The following is a 21729-nucleotide window of genomic DNA, read 5'->3' as shown; positions in this document are numbered from 1 at the left end:
ATCGTCGAGTCGACCGACACCAGCCAGTCGATGTCACCGGCCGCGTCCTTCTCCGCCCGGACCGCCCGCGGCATCCGCGAGAACGTGGCTGTCGGGACCACCAGCACGCGGCCGGGGCTCGAAAAGGGGGCCATGGACCAGCGAGGCACTCGGACGCTCCCGCGGCGGACTGAGCACCAAGATCCATCTCGCCTGCGACGGCCGGGGACCGCCCCTCGCGTTCACCATCACCGGTGGGAACGTGAACGACTGCATGCAGTTCGAGCCGGTCATGGCCTGCATCCGCATCAAGCGGTGCGGGCCCGGCCGGCCCCGAACCCGGCCCGGGCGGGTGGTCGGCGACAAGGGCTACTCGTCCCGGAAGATTCGCGCCTACCTGCGAAAACGCGGCATCGCCTGCACGATTCCGGAACGTGCGGACCAAATCAGCGGATGGCTCCGACGAGGCGAGAATCTGTGCCGCCTCGACCGCGCCGTCTATCGGCGCCGCAATGCCGTCGAGCGCTGCTTCAACCGACTCAAGCAGAACAAGGCTCTCGCCACGCGCTACGACAAACGAGTCCGCCACTACAAAGCCCTGGTCACCCTCGCGTGCCTACGACTCTGGCTCCCGAACTGACATGGCGGACACCCCCTAGGCCGCCGAGTCCGTCCACCGGCCCGCCGAGCGCGACGCGGCGGAGGTGGCCGCGCCCGTACAGCACCGTGCCGGTTGGGCGAGCAGGCTCTTGCCGACCGCGCCGGCGTGTGCTTCCGCACGATCCCGTTCAGGGCCGTCCGGTCGTGCAGCCGCTGCTGCCCCAGCGACGGCTGCACGAATTGCCGTACGGCATCGGACAGTTCGCGGTGACGTATCGCGACGTCGTGATCCGCAACCCGCGATCACTGCGACGACGGGCCCCGACGGGGGATGGGCCCTGGTGGATCAGCAGCCGAAGTTGATCCGCTTGAAGGTGGCGTAGTGGTCGGCCGTGTAGTAGTCCTCCCGGCTCTGCCGGCCGGTGACGATGCGGCGCGCTCCGCGGGTCGGGGAGCCCGGGGTGATGACCGTGTACTCGTGGTAGTAGCCCCTGGTCTGGCTGGGCAGCACCTGTTCGCGGTTCTGGAAGACGACACCGTCCTGGCGGTACGGGAAGGGGCCTCCCGCGTCTATGAGTCTGAGGGTGTCGTGCGCCTGGGACGGCAGTGCGGAGGAGCAGATGCTGCCGACCGCTTTGGCGGAGACGGAGGCCGCTGCGGAAGGAGCCGCGGCGGCGACGGGCTGGACGAGGAGAGCGGCGGCGACGGCGGTCGCGCCGCCGATGGCGAGAAAGCGTGGGGGAATCTGCATAGCGGCATGATGACCCGCGTAGAGCTGAGCCGGTCAACCCCAAGTACGTTGATTTTTCTACTAGTTGCCTGGACTGCTGTTGTACGCAGCCGGGTCGGGGGCCCGCCGCCCGCGCGCGGAGGGGGTTTCCGCGGCGTGCTGGAGGAGCCGGAGCCGGCCTTCGTACGACCGGCTCCGATGGTGCGAGGCCAGGGGAGAAGGCCGGATTCCGGGGTTGTGCGACGTCCGGGTGCGTCAGACGAGGTGGATCGTGAAGCGCCTCACGACCTTGGGGGTCGTGGCGATCGTGTCAGCGTGGACCCAGCCGCGAGCCTTCTTGTACTCCCCGGTGCCGCCGGTGATCGCGTTGTCGAAGGGACCCTGGTCCAGGTAGTTGAAGTACACGCCCTGCACGGTGAGCTGGCCGCCCGGGAGGATGTAGGTCACGAGGCACTGCTCCGCTTCATCGGCGCCGCCCCGGGTGGTGGTGCAGGTGCCGTGGGTCTCGCCGACCTTGTTGTGGTCCTCGTCGAAGAGGTCCGAGCGGACGACGACTTCATCGCCCTGCGAGACGCTGCCGGGGGTGACGGGGAAGCGGGTGAGCTGCTGCACCTCGCCCAGGACCGTGATGACCCGGGTCTTGTCCCTGTCCTGGGCGGAACCGGTGTCCGTCGCGGCGGCCGCGACGGTGGTGCAGGCGAGGAGGGTGACCAGCGTGGCCGTGCCGATGCCGGCCGCTCTGATGGGGCGCATCATGCGACTCCTGAGGTTGATGTTCGGGAATGACCGGATAGCGAAATGCCATCCGATGTCGTTCGATTCCCTTCATAACCTCGACTCCGCCGCGCCGCGGAGCACCCCGGCACGAACCACCGGCACATCCAGCCGGTCGGACCAAAGTCAGGTGGGGAGCTCAGGACGAAGGCGAACGGCAGCTCCAGGCGATGCCGGGCGGTGAGCTCCTCGTCGGCGACGATCCCGCCCGTCGGCCCGTCGGCGGCGATGACGCCCTCGCTGAGGACGGCTCCAGGGCGTGCAGATGGCGCTCGCTCCCTCCGTATACTCCCGGTGTTCCGGCGGGGGCCGGTCCGTACGTGGCCGTCGTCGGCTCTCGTGGGCGGACGAGGACGGGTGGAGGGGATCACGCGCGTGGGCTTGGCAAAGGACCTCGGCGGTCCGCATCGGTCCGTCGGGGTGGCTCGGCGCCCGCGGATCGGCGGGGGCGGTGGCGTCCCGCGTTCGCTCCGTGAGCCCGCGGGCCGCCGTGCGCGCGCCGCCGCGGGTGGTGGCGTACGGGTACCCGCCGGGGTCCCGACCGCGCCGCCCGTGTCCACGCCGGCGCGGCAGCCTTGAGCACGGGCACCCTGGGGTCCGTGGCGTCGTCCGGGGGCGGTGCCGACGCGTGGCGGGTCGAGGTCGATGCGGCGCCGGGCCACCTGGTCGTGGCCGGGGTGATCGGCGAGGCCCGGGAGCACGCGCACGCCGCCGTACAGGTACTGGCGTGCGGGTCCGGCAGAGTGCTGCTGAGCGACGGGCGGGAGGAACTGCCCGTACGAGCCGCCGTCATCCCCGCCGGGCACACGCATCGCGTGCGTCCGGCACCGGGGCCGCCGCCGATGGGGGTGATGGTCTACCTCGACGCGGACACCACCGCCGGACGTGCCCTGCACGACACCGCGGCCCGTGGTGGGGTGGCCGGCTGGGCCGCCGCGGCGTCCGTGTTCGCCGAGGCCGAGTCGCCGCCCGTCGCCGTGTCGGCGGCCGGCGTGCTGCGGGCGCTGGACAGGCTCGGCGCCGCTGCCCCCGGGCAGCCCCGGCATCCGGCCCTCGCAGCGGCGCTGGCGGCGCTGCCGGGCGCGGTGGCGGACGGACCGGTGCGGGTGGGCGAGGTCGCCGCCCGGGCCGGGGTGTCGGCGAGCCGGCTGGGGCACCTGTTCGCCGAGCAGTTGGGCTGGTCGTTTCCGGCGGCGGTGCGGTGGGCGCGGCTGCAGGCCGCGATCGTCTCGGTGCGTGGTGGGGCGAACGCCACCGAGGCCGCGCACGCCGCCGGGTTCTCGGACAGCGCCCACCTGACCCGGGTGTGCAAGGCCATGTTCGGCATCACCCCCTCCCAGGCCCTGGCCGCCGCCCACTGGACGCCGGCGGCCGACGGCCCTGATACGCGGCGGGGCCGGTAGCGGATCCGTTCAAGCCCGCCGGGCACCTCGGCCGCGAGGCTGCCGGTATGCCCACAACGACCGCCGCGGCGCCCGCTGCCGCCCCCGCTCGCTTCCTGGTCCGGTACGCGTACGTGCCCTTCATGCTGCTCGGCGTCAACGGTGCCGCCATCTGGCTGGTGAGCGCCGGAGCCCCGAAACCGTGGCTGCTGGTGCTGTTGGCGTTCGCGGTGGGCTGCTCGTTCGCCGCCGAACGCGTGCTCCCGTACCTGCCCGCCTGGAACACCCCGCGCGGGGACGGCCGCCGCGACACCGTCCACGCGTTCGTCAACGAGGTGTTCACCCTGGCCGGACTCGCCGTCGTACCCGCGGCCGCCGCGCTCGCACCGGCCTCGGGGGCGTGGCCGGACAGCTGGCCGCTGTGGTGCCAGGTGCTGCTCGCCGTCGCCGTCGCCGACGTCGGCATCACCCTCGTACACCGCGCCAGCCACCACGTCGGCTGGCTGTGGCGGCTGCACGCCGTCCACCACAGCGTCACGCGCTTCTACGGCTTCAACGGTCTGATGAAGCACCCCCTCCACCAGAGCCTCGAGACCCTCGGGGGCGTCACCCCGCTGCTGCTGCTCGGCATGCCCCTCGACGTCGCCTCCGTCCTGGCCTTCGCCGTCGCCGTCCAGCTACTGCTCCAGCACTCCAACGCCGATTACCGCACCGGGCCGCTCACCAAGGTCCTCGCCCTCAACCAGGGCCACCGGTTCCACCACCTGAAATGGGCCGGCATCGGAGACGTCAACTTCGGCCTGTTCACCCTCGTCTGGGACCACGCGATGCGCACCTACACCTACGACCCGGACCGGCGGTTCACCTCCGAGGACCTGGGCATGGCCGCCAAGCCCGACTACCCGGTCTCCTACCTCGCCCAGCTCGCCGAACCGTTCCGGCCCGACCGGCCGAAAACAGGCACGCCCGGGCGTCCTTGATCACGCATGTGGCCACCGCCACTCCCCCACCCATCCCCATGACCGCAGGCCCGGTTCCGGGCCCGGGTCGCGGCGGGATCGACGAAGACAGGAGGAGCATGACCACCACCGACCTCACCGAGGCCAGGGAGCGGTCCGCACCACCGCCCGCTGCCGATCGCGCGGCGGAAGAGAGCACGACGGGGCTGCTGCGCCCCCATTACGCGAGTTTCGCCGCCGTGGTGACGCTACAGGTCATCGGCGCCCTCGCCGGTCTGATGCCGCTGCTGGCCGTCGTCGAGCTGGGGCGCACCCTCTTGGCACCCGGCCCGGTCGACGCCGGCCATGTCCGGATCGTCGTGATCGAGGGTGCCGCGGGCCTGTTCCTCCGGCTTCTGTTCACGGCCGCCTCGTCAGGACTGGGACACGTCGTGGACGGCCAGGTGCAGCTGACGCTCCGCCGGCGACTGGCCGCGCGGCTCGGGCGGGTACCGATCGGCTGGTTCTCCCGGCGCCGGACCGGTGAGCTGGCCAAGGTGGTGGGGGACGACGTCAGCGCCGTGCACCCGTTCATCGCCCACGCCCCCGGGGAGCTGGTTTCCGCCTTCGTGGTTCCTCTGGCGTCGCTGGTCTACCTGTTCACCATCGACTGGCGGCTCACGCTGATCACGCTGATACCGGTCGTGCTGGCCGTGGCGCTGGTCCCCCTGATGATGACCCCGGCCCGGTTGCGCGAGCAGGAGGAGTTCGACGCGGCCATGGGACGGATCTCGAGTTCCGTCGTCGAGTTCGTCCAGGGCATCGCGGTGGTCAAGGCGTTCGGCGCGTCGGGGCGCGCCCACCGTCGGTTCCTCACGGCCGTGGACGATTTCGTCGGCAGCTTCCTCGGGATGGTGCGCGGGCTCGCCGGCGTCGCCGCCGCCGTGCAGGTGGTGCTGTCGCCGCCGTTCGTACTGTCGGTCGTCCTGATCGGCGGTACGGCTCTGATCACCACCGGTGGCATGGCTCCGGCCGACCTGCTGCCCTTCCTGCTGCTCGGACTGGGCCTGACCGCTCCGGTGGCGGCCCTCGGCCACGGGTTCGACGACATGCAGGCGGCCCGCCGCGCCGTCGGCCGGATCCGGGAGGTGCTCGCGGTGCGGCCGCTGCCCGAGCCCGCGCACCCGGTGGCGCCGCGGGGCCACCGGGTGGAACTGCGGGGCGTCCGGTTCGGCTACGACGCCGATCGCGAGGTCCTGCGCGGCGTCGACCTGGTGCTCGAACCGGGGACGACCACCGCGATCGTGGGGCCGTCGGGGAGCGGGAAGTCCACGCTGGTGCAGCTGTTGCCGCGGTTCTTCGACCCGACCCACGGCTCGGTGACCCTGGGCGGTGTGGATCTGCGCGAGCTCGGCAGCCGGGAGCTCTACCGGACGGTCTCCTTCGTCTTCCAGGACGTCCGCCTGCTGCGTGCATCGGTCGTGGACAACATCGCCCTGGCGGTACCGCACGCCGACCTCGACGACGTGGTGCGCGCCGCCCGACTGGCGAACATCCACGACCGGATCCTCGAGCTGCCCCGCGGATACCGGTCGGTGGTCGGTGAGGACGCCGGTCTGTCGGGTGGCGAGGCACAGCGGATCGCGCTCGCACGCGCACTGCTCGCCGACGCGCCCGTCCTCGTGCTCGACGAGGCGACCGCCTTCGCGGACCCGCAGACCGAACAGGCGGTGCGCCGGGCACTGGCGACGCTGGGGGGTGACCGGACGGTCCTGGTCATCGCCCATCGCCTGGAGACGATCGCCGACGCCGACACCGTCGTGATGCTGGACGAAGGACTGGTCGTCGAACAAGGCAGACCGGCCGAACTGCTGGCGCGCCCCGGAAGGTTCGCCGCGTTCTGGCAATCCCGGCGGACGACGCCGGCCGATCAGGTCGCGACGCCGGATGACGTACCTCGAGGAGGCGGGCCCCGATGATCCGAATGCTGCTGCGCGTACTGGGCCGCGAATACGCCCGGCCGGTGCGTCGCACCGTGGCCCTGATGAGCGCGACCGCGGTGGTCGAGGGCCTGTCCTACGCCCTGCTGGTTCCCGTGCTGCGGGCCCTTTTCGGCAGCACGCCCGAAGACGCCCGGCTCTGGCTGATCGCGTTCGGGACCGCGGTCGCGGGCTACGCGGTACTGCGGTACGTCAGCGACCGGTCCGGTTTCCATGCCGGGGCCACGCTGTTGCGCGGCACGTACCACCGTCTCGGCGATCATCTGGCACGACTGCCCCTGGGCTGGTACGACGCGGGCCGCCTCGGAGAGGTGTCCGTCCTGGCCGGCCGCGGCGTCCTCCAGGCGATGAGCGCGATCGCGCACCTGCTGGGACCGTTCATCTCCGCCTGCGTGACCCCCCTGACGATCGTCGTCGTGATGCTGGCCTTCAACTGGCAGATCGGTCTGGCCGCGGCGGCCGCCGTACCGATCGTGGCGGTGATCCAGAACCGGACCGGCCGCTCGATGGCCGCCGCCGACGCCGAGCGGCACGCACGCGACCACGAGGCCACCGGGCGGGTCATCGAGTACCTCCAGGCCCAGCCGGTGCTGCGCGCCGGAGGCCGGACCGTCGAACGCTTCCGGCTGCTCGACGACTCGCTGCGGGACGTCGAGCGCGCGTCCCGGCGCTCCGCGCTGTCGGCGCTGCCCGGCGTGGTGGGGTTGACGCTCACGGTGCAGACGGCGTTCACCGTGGTGCTGGCCCTGGGCGCCTACCTCGCGCTCGGCGGGGACATCGGTGCGGCGGAGGTCCTGTCGCTCCTGGTGCTGGCCGCCCGCTGCGCGGATCCGTTGCTGTCCCTGGCGGACCTCGGCGGCCGGATGCGCGGCGCACGTCACGAGCTGGAGAGGCTCGACGCGGTGTTGCGTACCGAGCCACTGCCGGAAGCCGCAGAGCCGGTCCAGCCGGTACGGCACGACGTGGAGTTCGAGTCCGTCTCCTTCCGGCGCGGCGACCGGACGGTGATCGACGACCTGTCGTTGTCGTTGCCGCAGGGACAACGGCTGGCCGTGGTCGGACCCTCGGGTTCCGGCAAGAGCACGTTCCTGCAGCTGCTCGCGAGGTTCTACGACGTGGACGCGGGGGCCGTGCGCGTGGGCGGTGTGGACGTTCGTGCGGTCGACCCGCAGGTGTTGGCGGCGCAGTTCGCCATCGTCTTCCAGGAGGTCTATCTCTTCGACGGCACGATCGAGGAGAACGTGCGTCTGGGCCGCCCGGACGCGGACGACGCCGAGGTACGGGCGGCAGCGGCGGCGGCGCGGTTGGACGAGGTGATCGAGCGCCTGCCCGGTGGATGGTCCACGCGTGTCGGCGAGGGCGGGGCGCTGCTCTCGGGCGGGGAGCGCCAGCGCGTCTCGATCGCGCGGGCACTGCTGAAGGACGCGCCCGTCGTGCTGCTGGACGAGGTGACCTCGGCGCTGGACCCGGTGAACGAGGCAGCCGTCCACGAGGGCATCGAACACCTGATGGCCGGCCGGACGGTGGTGATGGTCGCCCACCGGATGCGGACCGTCCAGCGGGCCGATCGCGTCGTCTTCCTGGACGGCGGCCGGATCGTGGAGGAAGGCAGCCACGACGAACTGCTGCGCCTCGGCGGCCGCTACGCCGCTTTCTGGAACGCATCCCTGGCTCCGGGCGGCGCGTGACGAACCGGACCACGGCGGTCGGACCGTGCCGACGGCCCTGCCGGAGCAGGTCCGTCGGCCCCGCGCGGGCTGGAAGACGCCGACCGTGCCCGAGCGGGCCACCGCCCCGTACGCGGTCGCGCCGCCCGGCCCCAACTGCCCGGACTCCGACGCCATCAGCGCGCCGTCCACGCCCTCCTGCGAGGGGCCGGCCGTGCCGCAAGGCAGCAGGCCACCCGGCGGGCCGCCCACCCGTTCCGCGCCGGCGCGGCCCGGCCGCGGGGGCGGGCCGGGTTCGTCCGGCTCCGCCCGTACGTCACCTAGCGGGTCCGGAACGGACCGCGCACCGGCAGCCGCCTGCTGCCGGGTGCGCGGGCTCGGCCGGCTCGACGGGCTCCGCCTGCACGATCGCCCGCTACGGCCGCGTTGAGCTCTGCGCTGCCATCGTCGGCCGTCTCGTCTTCGGCGGCGAGATCATCGAGATCGGCACCGACTCCTATCGCCTCGCCACCAGCCGCGCCCGCGCCGCCGAACATGAAGCCGCCGCGGGCTGGCCTTCCTCAGCCCCTCACACGTCGGCGATCAGGGCATACCGTTCATCGTCCACCGGACCACCCCACAGATCGGGATCGCCGCTGAGCGGCTCGATTCGCACAGCGGCAACAAGAGGGCGCACGGCCGCAGCAAGGTCCTCGGCGCTGATTCCGCCGTTCCACGGCAGCGATTCGGCGCCGGCCACATACGGGACGCCCTTCTGGCCTGCCTCACGCCAACGCCCCTCGACCAGTACCAGCCGGCCTCCCGGCCGCAAGCGGGTCACCCACTCGCGCAAGGCGGCCTCCGGATCGGGCAGCGTCCACAGCAGGTGGCGCGACAGCACGACATCGAACCGCTGTTCCCCGGTCGGGGGCATCATGGCGTCACCGACCAGGAAACGGCCGGCAAGGCCGGCGGTCTCGAACTTCGTGCGCGCCTGCTCAACCATGCGCGGCGCCAGGTCGACCCCGGTCGGCCGGTGCCCGGCCTGGGCCAACAGCAAGGACACTGATCCGGTGCCGCAGCCGATGTCGAGAACGTCGACTGGATCGGTCGGCATCAAGGAGTGCAGGAGCCGGGTCCACGCAGCGCGTGTGTTGTCAGCCCTCAGCCCGTGGTCGGGCTCGTCGTCGAAGGCGGCTGCGGCGGCATCCCAGTAGGCTGTGATCGAAGCATTGCGGTCAGTCATGACTCGATGTTCTCAGCAGCCACTGACACTCCAGACGCCCGGCAGCGGCGTCAGTTCTCACCGACGTTCTCCGGCGCGGGGGCTCAACACGCGCGAACTGCCCGCGATGCGGCGTCATCAGGCCCGCGAATGCGGCGGCGGCAGGTCTGCGCCGTGACCTGCGGCCACCGTTGCCGTCGGCGGCAGGGGTCGGTCAGCCGCTACCCGTGGTTCATGAACCAGTGAGTGTCGAAAAAGCGGGCCATCGTGAACGGGTGGTGCGGGTCGATGAGGATGCGGCAGACGAACTCAGCGGCTTGGCAGTCGAAGGGGACGTCCTCACCGTCGAAGGACCGGACCACGACAGGCCAGCGGTCGGGGTCGCCGCCGTCGGCCCTCCAGCAATACAGGTTCTCGTGCTCCGTGCCTGCCCAGATGAGCAGGCCGTCTTCCATGAGGTCCGTCCACGGCTCCTGGTTCAGGCCCAGGAATCCGTCGAAGGCGCCCTTGCCGAACGTCTCGACCATGCGCTTGTAGTCGCTCGGCAGCGATGTGCCCAGGCGGGACTCCATCTCGACCCAGTCCATGTCCGGCCGCTGGTCGGACTGCGTCCAGCCGGTGATCAGTCTGAGCCGCTCCATCCAGTCGATGTCCTCACCCTCATCCTCCTCCTCGTCCGGAGCGACACCCAAGGCTTCGGGCACCTCTCGGCCAGCGATTACCAGCACCGACCGCTCGGTCCCTTCGGCGTCCCGCGCCGTCCCCGTGCCGACCCACTGATCCCCGTACGCCCACGCCCGTAGCGTCACGGCGCGGTCCTCGAAGGGGACGAGGAGGGCCGCGCCCCTGGACTCGTCGACCGTCGGATCGGTGAAGCCATCGAGGACGAGGGTGCGCGGGACGCCGTACCTGCCTGCGAGGAGGTCGGTCAGTTCCTGCGGGTCCAGATCGCCGGGCAGGTACACATAGCTGTCCCCCGGGCCGAGTCGAGCCAACAGGTCGCTGACGGCCGCTTGCGTGAGCTCCATGGCGGACAGTGAAGCGCACCGCACTGACAATGCGGCTCATCAGGTCCAGACCGTGGCCCAAGGCAGCACAGCCCGTCGCCGACGGGCTGGAGGGTGCGTCCGGCGGAGTCGGAGCACGGGCGGGGGTGCCGGTGATGCGGCGGGGGGAGTCGGCGTGCAGATGGGGGCCCTTCGCCTCGGAGCCCGGCGCGGTGGCGGGCTTCGTCACCCGAATGCGTACCAGGCCCGCTCCTTCGGTGCGGCGGGGCCGGGGCGTGTGGTTTCCTGGGGCCGCCTCGCACTGTAGCGAGACGACTACTCCCAGTGAAGGGGATGTTGTGAGCGTTCTGGACATCAAGCTGGAGCGGGCGTTCGACGTGTTCGACTCGGACCGCGACGGGCGGCTCGAGAAGTCGGACGTCATTGGCCTCTCGGACAAGCTCGCCGAATCACTCGGCTACGCCCCGGACGCCGTGGCCGGACTCCGGGACTCCCTGGCGCAGTTGTGGGACACCGTCTTCGAGAAGATGGACAAGGACCACGACGGGGGCGTCGACCGGCAGGAGTTCAGGTCGGCGTTCCGGGCGCGGATCGTCACGGACCAGAACCGGATCTGGGACCGCATCAGGACCATGAGCAACGCCTGGACCGAGCTCGGTGACCGCGACGGCGACGGCATGCTGAGCCGCGAGGAGTACACCTCCCTGCTCCACGGCATGTTCCGCCTGCCCCGCGAGACCTTCGAGGAGGCCTTCAACCGGCTGGACGTCGACGGCGACGGGCAGCTGAGCCGTGACGAGATCAGCTCCGCGATGAAGGAGTACTACACGAGCGAGAACCACGCGGCCCGCGGCAACCAGTTCTTCGGCCGCCTCTGAGCGGTGGGCGGGGGCGCCTCCCCGCCCCCGCTGCCCCGCCCGCCCCGGCGGCACGCGGGGCCGATCCGTATCGCGTTCCCGCTCGTTGACGGGGCGGGCGAAGCCGCCCCGACACCCACTGGAGGACCCCTTGATGGCCGATGCCGCACTGCCGGTGATCGTTCTCTCCGACCCCGATCCGCTCCGCCGGCACGAGACGGCCGAGCTGGTGCAGAGCTGGTACCGGACGTCGTTCCGCGTGCTACAGGTCGCGGGACCGGCGGAGGTGGTCCGGGCGCTGAGGTCGCTGGCCGACCGCAAGGTGCCCGTCGCAGCCGTGCTCGCCGACGAAGCCCCCGACCCGGGTGCCGCGCCCCCCGGCGTACGCTGGCTGCCGCTGGCCCGCACTGGTGACGCCGTGCCCCAGGGGGCCGGCGGGGCCGCCGCCCGGAGCGACGACGGCCCGGCCGAGCACCTCAGGGGCGCGCTCGACGACTCCTTGTGCACCTGGAACGCCGACTGCCACGGGGACCTGCCGACCGCCGAAGTGCGCGGCAGCCGCTTCTCACCCGCCGCCTACGCGGTTCGCGACTTCCTCGGCCGCAGCGGCGTGATCTTCCGCTGGCTGCCCGACGAGGACGTGCGCGACGCCCCGGTGACCGTCCGGCTCGGCGACGGCACCGAGATGGCGGACCCCTCGATCAGCGAGCTGGCCGAGCGGCTCGGGCTCATCCGGCCGGCCGAGCGGACCCACTACGACGTCGCGGTGATCGGCGGCGGCCCCGGGGGCCTGTCCGCGGCCGTGTACGCCGCCGCCGAAGGCATGAGCGTGGTCGTCATCGAGGACGACGCGCCCGGCGGCCAGGCGGGAACGACCTCGCGGATCGAGAACTACCTCGGGTTCCCCGTGGGCCTCACGGGTGGCGACCTCGCCCAGCGTGCCCTGCAACAGGCCCGCCGGGCCCGCGTCGAATGGCAGCCCACGCGGGTGGCCAGCGGCGTGACCCCGACCGCGGCTGGCGGGCACACCGTCGAGTTCGTCAAGGCGGGCACCGAGGAGAGCGCCTCGGTGACCGCGGCCGCCGTGGTGGTCGCCACCGGCGTGGACTGGAACCGCCTGACGGCTCCCGGCGTCGACCGCCTCCTCAACTCCGGCGTCTACTACGGGTCGTGCCTGTCCGACGCCCCCTCCACCGCCGGGGAGGACGTGTTCATGGTGGGCGCGGGCAACTCCGCCGGACAGGCCGCCCTCTACTTCGCGCGCTACGCCCGCTCCGTCACCCTGCTGGTACGGGGCACCGACCTCGGCGCGTCGATGTCGAGCTACCTGGTGCAGCGCATCGAGCGGACCCCGGGCCTGCGGGTCCTGCTGGGCACCGAGGTCGCCGAGTGCCTCGGCGAGAGCACCCTCAGCGCCCTCAGGCTGCGGGACCGCGACGGCGGCGAGAGCACCGTTGCCGCGCACTGCCTGTACGTGCTGATCGGCGGCCGGCCGTCGACCGAGTGGCTCGGCGGCGCGCTGAGGCTCGACGAGCGCGGGTACGTGCTGACCGGCAGCGGTGGAGCCGGCCCGGACGCGCTGCCGATGGAGACCAGCGTGCCCGGCGTGTTCGCCGTGGGCGACGTACGCTCCGGATCCGTCAAGCGCGTCGGTGCCGCCGTGGGCGAAGGCGCCGCGGTCGCCCAGTCCCTGGTCGAGTACCGCCGGCGCCACCCCGACCGCTTCCAGGACGCGCGGGCGTCCTGCGGCTTCTGACCGCCGCCGCGCCGGCGCCGTCAGTGCTGTCCACCGCCAGGCCGACGGCCGCACCCTGGCCTCCCGTACGCGGCGGGGCACCGGGTGGGCCGTGCGGGCCGCCGGCGTACCCCTCACCGCGGGGGAACCACCCGCCGCCACCGGCTGGTTGTGGAATGCCGGCCGTGGGCATCCTGGGGAGGGGCCGGACCGGCGGCGGATGCGGGGTGGGGCTGGTGGAGCAGCGGGTCGAGGTCCTGTCCGACCAGCGCGGTGTGCGGGTCATCATCTGCTCCGGTGAGTTCGACCAGGGCACCCTCGGGCCTCTGCGGGCGGCCGCGGAGGCGGCGGTGGGTGATGCGGCCGTGCGGTGGATCGCGCTGGACGTCACCGGCGTGGAGTTCGCGGACTCCACCCTTCTCAACCTGCTCCTGTGGCTGCTGCGTACGGGACGTCTGGTCCTGATCGGTCCCACTCCGCACCGCCTGAACCGGGTGTTCGACCTGACCCAGGCCGGTGACCTCTTCCGGGTCGTGGACAGCGTGGAGGAGGCGCGCCTGCTGTAGCCGCGGCGCGGGGGCCGGCGGCCGCGGGGTGTCCCGGGCACGGCGAGGCCCCCGACCCGGGGGGAGGGGGTCGGGGGCCCGGTCGTGCCAGGGCACCTGCGCCGGATCAGTGGCGGAAGGCGTCCTTGGTCTTCTCCTTGGCCTGACGTGCGTCGCCCTTGGCCTGGTCGGCACGGCCCTCGGCGACCATGCGGTCGTTGCCGACGGCGCGGCCGAGGGCTTCCTCGGCCTTGCCCTTGGCCTGCTCGGCGTGTGCCTTGGCCTTCTGTTCACCCGACATGGGGACCTCCTCGTCGATGTACCGGCTCGGTCGTGAACGCTCTCTTGCTCGCGTCCGGCGACCGTAAACCCCCGTTTCCGGAACGGGGCCGCCTCGCGGGTGACGTGCATGGGCCCCGGGGCTCGGGGCACAGGCCCTTGCGGACGGTTCGTCGCTCAGGAGGTGGTGGCGGTGCGCGCTACGAAGGTGCTGGACTCCTTTCCCGCCGGTCATCCGCACGGAAGTTGGCTCGCCGAGGAGTACGCGGCCCGGTGCCGGGAGCGGGGCGAGCGGGCGACCGTGGTGATGGACCTGGAGAGGGACGCCTTCCTGGTCGTGGCCCCGGACCCGGACGCGGCGCGAGACCGGGCGGCGTAAGGGCGTCCCCAGGCCGCTCCGCCGCGTCACCCGGCCCAGTGCACCCGCCCCAGATGGATCAGGCGGAGCTGGCGGCGGGCCGTGGCGAGGGTGGCCGACCAGTCCTCGCCCCGCAACGAGGCGGCGAGGAAGGCCGACGCGGTCATGAACATGTGGTCCACCAGGAGCCGCGAGAGCATCGTCACGTCGTCGGCGTCCCAGTCCTCGCTCAGGGGGTCGGCCCCGAGCGCGGCCCCCATCTCCTCGGCGAAGGCGTCGAGTTGCCCGGCGATGGCCTCGCGTACCGCCGGTACCCCGCCGTGGCGCTCACGCACCAGGAAACGGACGTGCGCCGGCCGGCTGCGCACCAGTTCGGCGACGAGCAGCACCGCGGCGTCACCGCGCTGTTCGGCGTCCCCGGTCGCGGCGAGGATGCCGCGCACCGTCTCGTGCAGGCTCGCCAGCGCCTCCTCGACCAGCGCGGCTCCCAGGTCGCCCACGCCCCGGAAGTGCCGGTAGAAGGCCGTGGGGGTGACGCCGGCTGCCCGGGCGACCTCCCTGAGGCCGAGACTGCCGAGGCTGCGCTCCTCCATCTCGGACAGGGCCGCGTCGAGGAGGGCGCGCCGGGTGCGACGGCGCTGGGTCTCGCGGACCCCGGTGTGCGGACTCATGACGTGAAGTCAACCGCGTCACCTCGACAGGCGCCAGCATGAGGCGAACTGAACTGGGTAGTCAGTGTACAACTGTTACCTGAACAGGAGGACGTCTCATGCTCTTCCTCATAGGTGCGTTGCTGGTGTTCGGGGTCGTCCTCGGCACCGTGGCTCACGTTCCCGTTCCCGTCAGCGTGGTGGCCGGCCTGGCCATCGCCCTCTGGCTCGCCGTCTTCCTCGCGCGCGAGCGCTTCTCGGACCACCGCCGGCCCGGAGGGCCGCACTTCGGACGAGGGGGCCGGCGATGAGCTCTCGGACCGAGTCCCCTGCCCGCGCCGCGACCCGGGTCCGGGTCCGCGTCCGTGACGGCGACGCGATGGCCGTCGCGTCCTTCGTCCTCGGCCTGGTGGGCCTGCTCGTGATGAACCTGCTCCTCGGTCCGGCCGCCGTCGTCCTCGGTGTCCTCGCCCTGCGGCGGCACACGGCCCGGCCGGGCCGGGCCCGCCTGGGCATCGCGCTGGGCGTGGCGGACCTGGTGGTCCTCGCCTGTCTCGTCACCGCCGACGGGACGTGGTCGTGGGGTGTGACCTGACGCTTCGGGTTTCCCCGCCCCGGTGACAAGAGGCGGGCCGGCACTGCGCCGGCCCGCCTCGCCGGGGTCTGCGGCGGGTGCGGGGGCGCCACGCCGGCTGCCGCTCGGCGACGTTTGGGCGCTGGCGCGGGACCGGGGTTGTGGGAGACCTTGTGAGCTATCGCCGCGTTTCAGGCATACCCGGCTGTTCTGCCAGCGGTGAACAATGGCCCGAGCGGGCTCGCTGATCACTACCGTCCGGTCTCATGACGATGGTTACCACACGCACCATCCAATACCCGGCCGACGGGTTGATGATGGTTGGGCACCTCGCGCTTCCTGCCGGTGTCGACCGCCGGCCCGCGGTGCTGCTCGGACCCGAGGGCATGGGGCTCAGCGATGTCGAGCGCCGCCGGGCCGATGCTCTCGCCGAGCTGGGATACGTGGCGCTGGCCTTCGACCTTCATGGCGGACGCTATCTGGGTGACCCCGAGGAGATGCTGGCCCGTTGCCTGCCGCTGCTCGATGATCCCGACCGGATGCGGGGCATCGGCCATGCGGCGCTCAACGTGTTGCGCGCCGAACCGCGGACCGACCCCGACCGGATCGCCGCCGTCGGCTACGGCACCGGGGGCGCCGTCGGGCTGGAACTCGGGCGCGATGGCGTCGACCTGCGCGCGATCGGGACGGTCAACGCACTGACCACGGGCCGGCCGGGCGAGGCGGCGCGCATTCGCTGCCCGGTGTGGGCCGGGGTCGGGTCGGAAGACCCGATCATGCCGCCCACGCAACGGGACGCGTTCGCCGCCGAGATGCAGGCCGCGGGCGTCGACTGGCGCATCACGGTCTACGGCGGCGCCCTGCACGCCTTCCACCACCCACCGGTCGATCACCCCACGGTCCCCGGCGTCGGCTACCACCCCCAGCACGCGCAGCGAGCCTGGCGCGACGTCCTCGACCTGCTCGCCGAGTGCCTACTCGTCACGGAGTGATCGCCTTCTGTCAACGCGCCTGCGCGAGCATCGGCTCGATCGGAGGACGCGGCGTCACCCTGACCCCCTCCCCGAACGCGACGGACGCTCCCCCGCGAGCCCTAGGCGTCAGGCGGTGTTGATACTGGCGAGGGTTCTCTGGAGCCGACGGATCGCGTCTTCCGCTTCCGTGTACTCCTGGAGGGTCGGCTGGACGGCGCCGAAGGTGGGGCCGCCTCCGGCGGGCAGCGCCCGCCAGTGCAGGACTGGCGTGAGCGCGGTGGCAGCTGCGCCGAGGAACCAGGCCAGGCGTCCGTGGACGTGGGCGAGGGCGATGGCCACAGCGGCGAGCGCTTCCCGCAGGTGTTCCAGTCGGTCGACCTCGGGCAAGCCTTGCCGGGACTGCGGGGTGCCGACGGCGGCGTGGAGGTCGGCGGCGGCTTTCGCGGCGACGGTACGGTCGGTGGGCGACAGCTCCCACGCCTGATCACGGATTTGCCGCTCGGCTTCCTCCGCCAGATCCTCAATGATCTTCCCCATGCCCATGCCTGCATCCTACGCATGCCGGGGCTGTCAGCAGCAGAGCACAGACAGACGGTAATGAGCCGGTTGGGCCGGCGGCGGCTCTGGCCGCGCGTACGGGCGTACGCCGCCGTCGTCCATCGGGGCGTCGCGGCGCAGGACGCGTGCGACGTCGCAGTCCTCCAGGTAGAGGCCGCCGCGGTCGTCGAGAAGTGGGGAGGTGGCTGCCCACAGACCGGTGGCGGCGCCTTGGGACGGTAACTTGAAGCCGTCGCCGACCACGTTGCCGTGCACGTCCACCCAGCCGCGTTCGGCCTGCTCCTCGAAGGTCATCTCCCGCTGGAGTCCGGTGATGATCTTCCCTGGGTGAAGGGCGAACGCCCGAGAGGGAGTTGGCGGTCTTGGACTGCCCGTACGCCAGCCACTTGTCGTAGCCGGTGCGGAAGTGGGGGTCGTGCCAGCGGACGTCGGTCAGGGCGTGGCCGGCTGAACTCGGTCCGGCTGCGCGGCGTTGACGGACTTCATCCGTGCCGAAGAGCACCGCGTCACCGGGACGCAGCGCCCACCGGCCTCGGCCAGGACTTTCCTGCCGGGGCCGGTGGGCGGGTGCCGTCGGGGTCCGGGCCGGGCCCGGTGCCGGGTCAGCTGATGGACTTGATGGCGCCCCAGCCGCCGCTGCCGACCTGGGTGCTCGGGCCGTCGATGGGGCCGTGGATGTCGGTGCCGCCCTTGTAGAACTTGAGGGTGCCGTCGCCGGCGGTGGCCCACATGTCGGCCGTGCCGTCGAGGTTGGCGTCCGCGGCGCCGGCGATGAGCGGCCGGTTGGCGACGGTGTAGCCGCGGCCGAACTCGTTGAGGTCGCTGAAGGTCTTCCCGTCGGGCTGGCCGAGGTAGGCGTAGAGGACGCCGTCACGGGTGTCGCGGGCCAGCAGGTCGGGGCGGCCGTCCTTGTTGGCGTCGCCGAGGGCGCTCAGGTCCATGACGTCCCAGCCGCCGTTGCCGATGACGACGGGAGCGCCGACGGCCGCGGCGGTGCCGACGACCCCCGGGTACAGGAAGAGCTTGTTGGTGTGCGTGACGACGAGGTCCGGCTTCCCGTCGCGGTTGGTGTCGCCGATGCCGACGACCTGGGCGGTGGTGGGCAGACCGCCGGCGATCTTGATGGGGGCGCCCAGGGTGCCGTCGCCGAGGTTGGGGTAGACGCGGATCTCGCCGCCGACGCGGGCGACGACGTCCTCCATGGCGTCGCCGTTCCAGTCGCCGCGGTGCGTCACGGACGCCCCCGACCAGCCGCCGGTGCCGATGATGGTGGGCGCGCTGAGGCCGCCGGTGCCCGTACCGGGGTACAGGCGCAGCTTGCCGGTGTCGTCGACCGCGACGAGGTCCGGCTTGTTGTCGCCGGTCAGGTCGCCCGGGACGGCGTACGACGTGCTCGCGACCCAGGAGCGCACGTCGTCCACGCGGGTCGCGACGGCGCCGGTACGGGTCTCGGTGGGCGGCGTGCCGAGGCATCCGCCCTGCCAGGAACGGCTGGTGACGGCGAGGAGTTCCTGGGTGCCGTTCTTCTCGCGCAGGACGGGGCCGCCCGCGTCGCCCTGGCAGATGGCCCCGTCGCCGGTGGCGGTCAGGGCGAGGTCGGTGGAGCCGTTGGCGACCGCCGTGAAGGAAGCGGTGTGCAGGCGGTCGGGGACCCAGGCGGTCTTGGTCCGGCCGAAGCCGGCCGCCCGCACGGTCTCGTCGGCGCCCGCGGGCGTGGTGGCCAGGACGGCCGGCTTCAGGTTGGCGATGCCGGTGTCCAGCTTCACCATGACGAGGTCCCGCTCCGGGTGCGGGACGAGCCGGATCGCGGTGCGGGTGGCTCCGGCGGTGGTCTGGGTCAGGTCCGTCCTGCCGACGGTGACCGTGACGGGGGCCGTGGGCTTGCCGGGCTGGACGACGCCGGTCGCGTCGGCGAAGCAGCTCGCGGCGGACAGGACCCACTGGGGGGCCACGAGGGTGCCCGTGCAGGCGCGCTCGGCGTTGCCGATGACGATGGCGGCGGTGTGGGAGTGGGCGGCCGCCTCGGCCGGGGTTCCCTGCAGGGCCTGGGCGGGCGACGCCAGCAGGCCTCCGGCCACCGCGGCGACGGCGGCGGCGCCGCCGATCCATGCTCTGCGACGACGTACGTTCGACATGGTGTTCTCCGAAAAATCGAGTCAGGGCGTTCCGGCCGCGCGAGACGGCGGACGGAAGGGTGGTCGCATGCGGCGGTCCGGCGGGATGTCCCCGCCGGCCGCCGGTGGAGGGCTACGAGGAGACGGTGATCTCGACGAGGACGTGATCGCGGCGCTCGGGGTCGGCGGCCTCGCCCACGCCCTTCCACTCGTTCGGGGCCACCGTCACGTTCTGCTTGCTGCCCTCGGCGGTCAGCGTCACATCGGCCTCGTGGGTGGCGTCGCCCTTCATCCCGTACACCGCGGGAACCTCCAGGCTGAGGTGGCCGGTCTTCCCGGTGGCGCGGAAGCAGATCTTGCCCCGGGTCCGGGAGTACACCTCCATCAGCCCGGAGGCCGAGGCGCAGTCGGCGAGCACGATGTGCCCGTCGCCGCGCTTGAGGGTGATGCCCAGTTCGGCCTGGATCCTCGCGGCGTCCGGGTACGCGAAGTCCTCCACCGCGTGCGGTGGCAGGTCGGTGCTCACCGCGGCCGTGCCCTGGGCGGGGGCCTCACTGGCGTGCGTCGCGGTGACGGCGAGGGTGATGCAGGCCGCGGCCGCCGCTGTGGTCGCGATGACGCGTCGTACGAGCTTCATTCCGTTGTTCCTTTCATGCGCAGGGAGGCGGGCCGCCGATGCGGCCGTGAACGCCGAGGTGTAGAGGGGGCTACCACTGCAGCCAGCCGATGACCGTGGTCACCGCTTCACCCGTGAACTCCGAGACCTTGCCGCCCACCGTGTGGGCCAGGCCCGCCCGCTCGAGAAAGACGGACTTCCCGAGGAATACGCCGCCGAGCACGAACTTCCCGAGCGACGTGTGGAACTCGCTGCTGTCCCAGCCGTACGCCTGGCCCGTGAAATAGGCGCTCACCCCCTTGAGGGCCACGGAGACACCGCCGAGCACGAGACTGGCCCCCAACAGGAAGGGCGAGGCCGGCGTCGGGATGAAACCGAGCCCCATGGTGATGAGCGAGGCCGTGCCGGCGAGCGTGGACCAGCGCTTGGTGACCTTCGCCCAGTCCTTGTCGCTTCCCGTGTCCGAAGGCCACAATCCCCATTCCACGTACCAAGGCGTGTCGTTGGCGGTGGTCTGCGAGGGATGGGTGCCGTTCGCCTCGTACTGGCGCGCATCCTCGACCGCCTGCTTCGCCCTCGCGATGGCCTCGGCCCTCTGCTTGACTTCGGCGGTCAGGCGGGCGGCGGTGGCCGCGTCGGCGGCGGCCTGCGCGTCCTGGCCGGCTTGCAGGGCGGAGGCACGGGCCTGGCTGGCGCTCGCCTGGGCGCTCGACGCGGAGGAGGCCGCCTGCCGCGCCGACGCCACGGCCTGGCGCATCGAATAGTTCGCGGAACGGGAGGCGACCTGGGCTGCGGAGGCCGCCTGCTTGGCACTCGCCGCCGACTTGGCCGCTTCGGCCGCCGACAGGTCAGCGGCATCCGCGTTCGTCTTCGCGTCCCGCGCCGCGGTCTCGGCGTCCGCGGCATGGCCCTGTGCCTTCAAGGCCCACGTGCTCGCATCTGCCGCGGCCTGACGGGCCTCGGCCGCAGCCTTGGAGGCCAGCGCCGCGTCCTCCAGGGCCTTCGCCGCCACCTTCGCGGCGTGCGCGATCGAGGCGCGGATCGCGGAGACGTGGGTGGCGTGGTCCTGGTCCAGGCGGGCGATGTTGAACCTGTCCTGGAGGACGAAGTACCGCCGCATGCGGGCGGGGCCCTCCAGCACGATCTGCGCGGCCGACTTCATGTAGGGGCCGCCGGCGGAGAGGAGGGCGAACACCTCGGCTTGGTCGTCGACCTTCACCGCGTCCGCCAGTTCGACGGTGAGGAAGCGGTGCAGGGCAGCGGCGCTCCCGTCGGCCAGGGCCGCCTCGGCCTTGGACCTGACGTTGCTGCCCGGGTTCTGGTTCAGGAGCTCGAACACCATGACGCGGTTCTGCGTGGCGGAGGCTTCGATGACCCCGTGGGTGAGGAAATCGCGCGCCGCGTTCGGGTCGTCGCTCGCCAGCGCCCGGTGGGCGGCTGCGGCGACTTCCGAGCCGGCCGTCCCGGCGATGGCGAGCACGGTCTCCCGGTCGTCCTGCTGCTCGGCGAGAAGACGGTCGGTGTCGATCCAGTTGACGACGTCCTGTTCGGCGCCGGCGAGGGCGAACTCCGCGGCGTCGCGCGTCCACGTGCCCGGTGAGTCGAGGAGGCGTACGGCGGCCTTCCGGCCGGCCGTGACGGCCGCGACCAGGTCACCGCCGCGCAACGCCTCGGAGGCGGCCGCCACGAGGTCCTTGATGTCGGTGGCGGTCCTGTCGGCCTGCGTGCGCTCCCTCGCCGCCCGGGCGATTTCCTCGGTCTCGGCCTGTGCCCTGAGGCGGGCCTCCTCGACTCCCATCGCGGTGTCCTCGGCGATGCGGGCGGTTTCCGCGTCCCGCGCCGCCCGTTCCACGGCCTGGGCTTCCTTGACCGCGTTGGCTGCCGTGTTGGCGGCCTGCAGTGCGGCCTCCGCGTAGGCGGTGGACCGCTTGGCGTAATCGATCGCCTTGCCCGCGTTCGCCGCGGCGTCGTCCGCCGCGGCCGCGGCCTTCTCCGCGTGGTCGGCTGCGCTGTTGGCGGCGTCGCGTGCGGCACCGGCGGCGGCGGAGGCCCGGTTCGCCAGGGTCTGCGAGAGGGCCGCGGCCCGGGCCGCGCGTGCGGCGGCCGCGTCGGCCTCGGCCGCTGCCGCCCTCGCCTCGGCCGCCTGGGACTTGGCGCTGCCGGCGGAGGCGGCCGCGTCGGCGGCGGC

21 protein-coding genes and 2 pseudogenes are annotated in these 21729 nt (G+C 72.4%); 12 read left to right on the top strand and 11 right to left on the bottom strand.

Annotated elements, in window-relative coordinates:
• Positions 1 to 148 precede the first annotated feature (148 nt).
• A pseudogene (locus AB0D45_RS10370) lies at positions 149 to 619 on the top strand (IS5 family transposase); the annotation flags it as partial.
• A gap of 306 nt (positions 620 to 925) precedes the next feature.
• Here the strand turns inward: AB0D45_RS10370 and AB0D45_RS10365 are convergent.
• Entirely contained in the window at positions 926 to 1330 is a 405-nt protein-coding gene (locus tag AB0D45_RS10365; RefSeq protein ID WP_362456868.1) for a ribonuclease domain-containing protein, read from the bottom strand.
• 234 nt (positions 1331 to 1564) lie between these two features.
• Positions 1565 to 2062, bottom strand: coding sequence for a hypothetical protein (locus AB0D45_RS10360; protein ID WP_362456865.1), 498 nt, complete (start codon positions 2060 to 2062; stop codon positions 1565 to 1567).
• Positions 2063 to 2682: 620 nt separating this feature from the next.
• On the opposite strand from AB0D45_RS10360, the gene AB0D45_RS10355 reads away from it, so the two are divergent.
• The 4 genes from AB0D45_RS10355 (at position 2683) to AB0D45_RS10340 (ending at position 8091) form a co-directional block, all read left to right on the top strand.
• Positions 2683 to 3486 (top strand): helix-turn-helix domain-containing protein, encoded by an 804-nt coding sequence (locus AB0D45_RS10355; RefSeq protein ID WP_362456863.1) that lies wholly within the window; start codon positions 2683 to 2685, stop codon positions 3484 to 3486.
• 47 nt (positions 3487 to 3533) lie between these two features.
• The gene (locus tag AB0D45_RS10350) at positions 3534 to 4445 is read left to right on the top strand and encodes a sterol desaturase family protein (RefSeq protein WP_362456860.1); all 912 of its coding nucleotides are present in this window, start codon (positions 3534 to 3536) and stop codon (positions 4443 to 4445) included.
• 98 nt (positions 4446 to 4543) lie between these two features.
• Entirely contained in the window at positions 4544 to 6382 is a 1839-nt protein-coding gene (locus AB0D45_RS10345; protein ID WP_362456857.1) for an ABC transporter ATP-binding protein, read from the top strand.
• Complete coding sequence (locus AB0D45_RS10340) at positions 6379 to 8091, top strand: ABC transporter ATP-binding protein (RefSeq protein WP_362456854.1); 1713 nt, start codon at positions 6379 to 6381, stop codon at positions 8089 to 8091. Before AB0D45_RS10345 ends, AB0D45_RS10340 begins: the two co-directional genes overlap by 4 nt.
• Before the next feature lie 547 nt (positions 8092 to 8638).
• Here the strand turns inward: AB0D45_RS10340 and AB0D45_RS10335 are convergent.
• Both AB0D45_RS10335 and AB0D45_RS10330 read right to left on the bottom strand, forming a co-directional pair.
• Positions 8639 to 9295 (bottom strand): class I SAM-dependent methyltransferase, encoded by a 657-nt coding sequence (locus AB0D45_RS10335; protein WP_362456851.1) that lies wholly within the window; start codon positions 9293 to 9295, stop codon positions 8639 to 8641.
• A gap of 200 nt (positions 9296 to 9495) precedes the next feature.
• Positions 9496 to 10302 (bottom strand): hypothetical protein, encoded by an 807-nt coding sequence (locus AB0D45_RS10330; protein ID WP_362456849.1) that lies wholly within the window; start codon positions 10300 to 10302, stop codon positions 9496 to 9498.
• 317 nt (positions 10303 to 10619) lie between these two features.
• On the opposite strand from AB0D45_RS10330, the gene AB0D45_RS10325 reads away from it, so the two are divergent.
• From AB0D45_RS10325 to AB0D45_RS10315, 3 genes are all read left to right on the top strand, one after another.
• Positions 10620 to 11159, top strand: a complete 540-nt coding sequence (locus AB0D45_RS10325; protein WP_361602864.1) for an EF-hand domain-containing protein — start codon at positions 10620 to 10622, stop codon at positions 11157 to 11159.
• Positions 11160 to 11292: 133 nt separating this feature from the next.
• Positions 11293 to 12894 (top strand): NAD(P)/FAD-dependent oxidoreductase, encoded by a 1602-nt coding sequence (locus tag AB0D45_RS10320; protein WP_362456846.1) that lies wholly within the window; start codon positions 11293 to 11295, stop codon positions 12892 to 12894.
• Between the two features lie 164 nt (positions 12895 to 13058).
• The gene (locus AB0D45_RS10315; protein ID WP_362456844.1) at positions 13059 to 13439 is read left to right on the top strand and encodes an STAS domain-containing protein; all 381 of its coding nucleotides are present in this window, start codon (positions 13059 to 13061) and stop codon (positions 13437 to 13439) included.
• A 106-nt stretch (positions 13440 to 13545) separates the two neighbouring features.
• Here the strand turns inward: AB0D45_RS10315 and AB0D45_RS10310 are convergent, their stop codons facing one another.
• On the bottom strand, positions 13546 to 13719 hold the full coding sequence (locus AB0D45_RS10310) for a CsbD family protein (RefSeq protein WP_361602855.1): 174 nt from the start codon (positions 13717 to 13719) through the stop codon (positions 13546 to 13548).
• Positions 13720 to 13827: 108 nt separating this feature from the next.
• Here AB0D45_RS10310 and AB0D45_RS10305 point away from each other — a divergent pair, with 108 nt between their 5' ends.
• Positions 13828 to 14076, top strand: a complete 249-nt coding sequence (locus tag AB0D45_RS10305; RefSeq protein WP_362456841.1) for a hypothetical protein — start codon at positions 13828 to 13830, stop codon at positions 14074 to 14076.
• A gap of 26 nt (positions 14077 to 14102) precedes the next feature.
• Here AB0D45_RS10305 and AB0D45_RS10300 read toward each other — a convergent pair whose 3' ends face one another.
• Positions 14103 to 14726, bottom strand: a complete 624-nt coding sequence (locus tag AB0D45_RS10300) for a TetR family transcriptional regulator (RefSeq protein WP_362456839.1) — start codon at positions 14724 to 14726, stop codon at positions 14103 to 14105.
• A 98-nt stretch (positions 14727 to 14824) separates the two neighbouring features.
• Here AB0D45_RS10300 and AB0D45_RS10295 point away from each other — a divergent pair, with 98 nt between their 5' ends.
• The 3 genes from AB0D45_RS10295 to AB0D45_RS10285 all read left to right on the top strand — a co-directional run bounded on the left by AB0D45_RS10295 (position 14825) and on the right by AB0D45_RS10285 (position 16271).
• A complete protein-coding gene (locus AB0D45_RS10295) occupies positions 14825 to 15016 on the top strand; it encodes a hypothetical protein (RefSeq protein ID WP_362456836.1) in 192 nt (63 codons plus the stop codon).
• Positions 15013 to 15300: a DUF4190 domain-containing protein gene (locus tag AB0D45_RS10290; RefSeq protein ID WP_361602843.1), complete on the top strand. Its 288-nt coding sequence runs from the start codon at positions 15013 to 15015 to the stop codon at positions 15298 to 15300. Before AB0D45_RS10295 ends, AB0D45_RS10290 begins: the two co-directional genes overlap by 4 nt.
• A gap of 245 nt (positions 15301 to 15545) precedes the next feature.
• Positions 15546 to 16271 (top strand): dienelactone hydrolase family protein, encoded by a 726-nt coding sequence (locus AB0D45_RS10285; protein WP_362456833.1) that lies wholly within the window; start codon positions 15546 to 15548, stop codon positions 16269 to 16271.
• Between the two features lie 108 nt (positions 16272 to 16379).
• Here the strand turns inward: AB0D45_RS10285 and AB0D45_RS10280 are convergent, their stop codons facing one another.
• The 5 genes and pseudogenes from AB0D45_RS10280 to AB0D45_RS10260 form a co-directional block, all read right to left on the bottom strand.
• Positions 16380 to 16796, bottom strand: a complete 417-nt coding sequence (locus AB0D45_RS10280) for a hypothetical protein (RefSeq protein WP_362456830.1) — start codon at positions 16794 to 16796, stop codon at positions 16380 to 16382.
• Positions 16797 to 16883: 87 nt separating this feature from the next.
• Positions 16884 to 17265, bottom strand: a pseudogene (locus AB0D45_RS10275) (oxidoreductase); the annotation flags it as partial.
• A 148-nt stretch (positions 17266 to 17413) separates the two neighbouring features.
• Complete coding sequence (locus tag AB0D45_RS10270; RefSeq protein ID WP_362456827.1) at positions 17414 to 18946, bottom strand: FG-GAP-like repeat-containing protein; 1533 nt, start codon at positions 18944 to 18946, stop codon at positions 17414 to 17416.
• A gap of 112 nt (positions 18947 to 19058) precedes the next feature.
• Complete coding sequence (locus AB0D45_RS10265) at positions 19059 to 19562, bottom strand: hypothetical protein (protein ID WP_362456824.1); 504 nt, start codon at positions 19560 to 19562, stop codon at positions 19059 to 19061.
• 70 nt (positions 19563 to 19632) lie between these two features.
• Positions 19633 to 21729 (bottom strand): ALF repeat-containing protein (locus tag AB0D45_RS10260; RefSeq protein ID WP_362456821.1); only part of this gene is annotated, 2097 nt, incomplete at its 5' end.

The organism is Streptomyces sp. NPDC048352, assembly GCF_040651895.1.
GTDB lineage: Bacteria > Actinomycetota > Actinomycetes > Streptomycetales > Streptomycetaceae > Streptomyces.
This window is presented reverse-complemented; position numbering and strand designations above follow the sequence as displayed.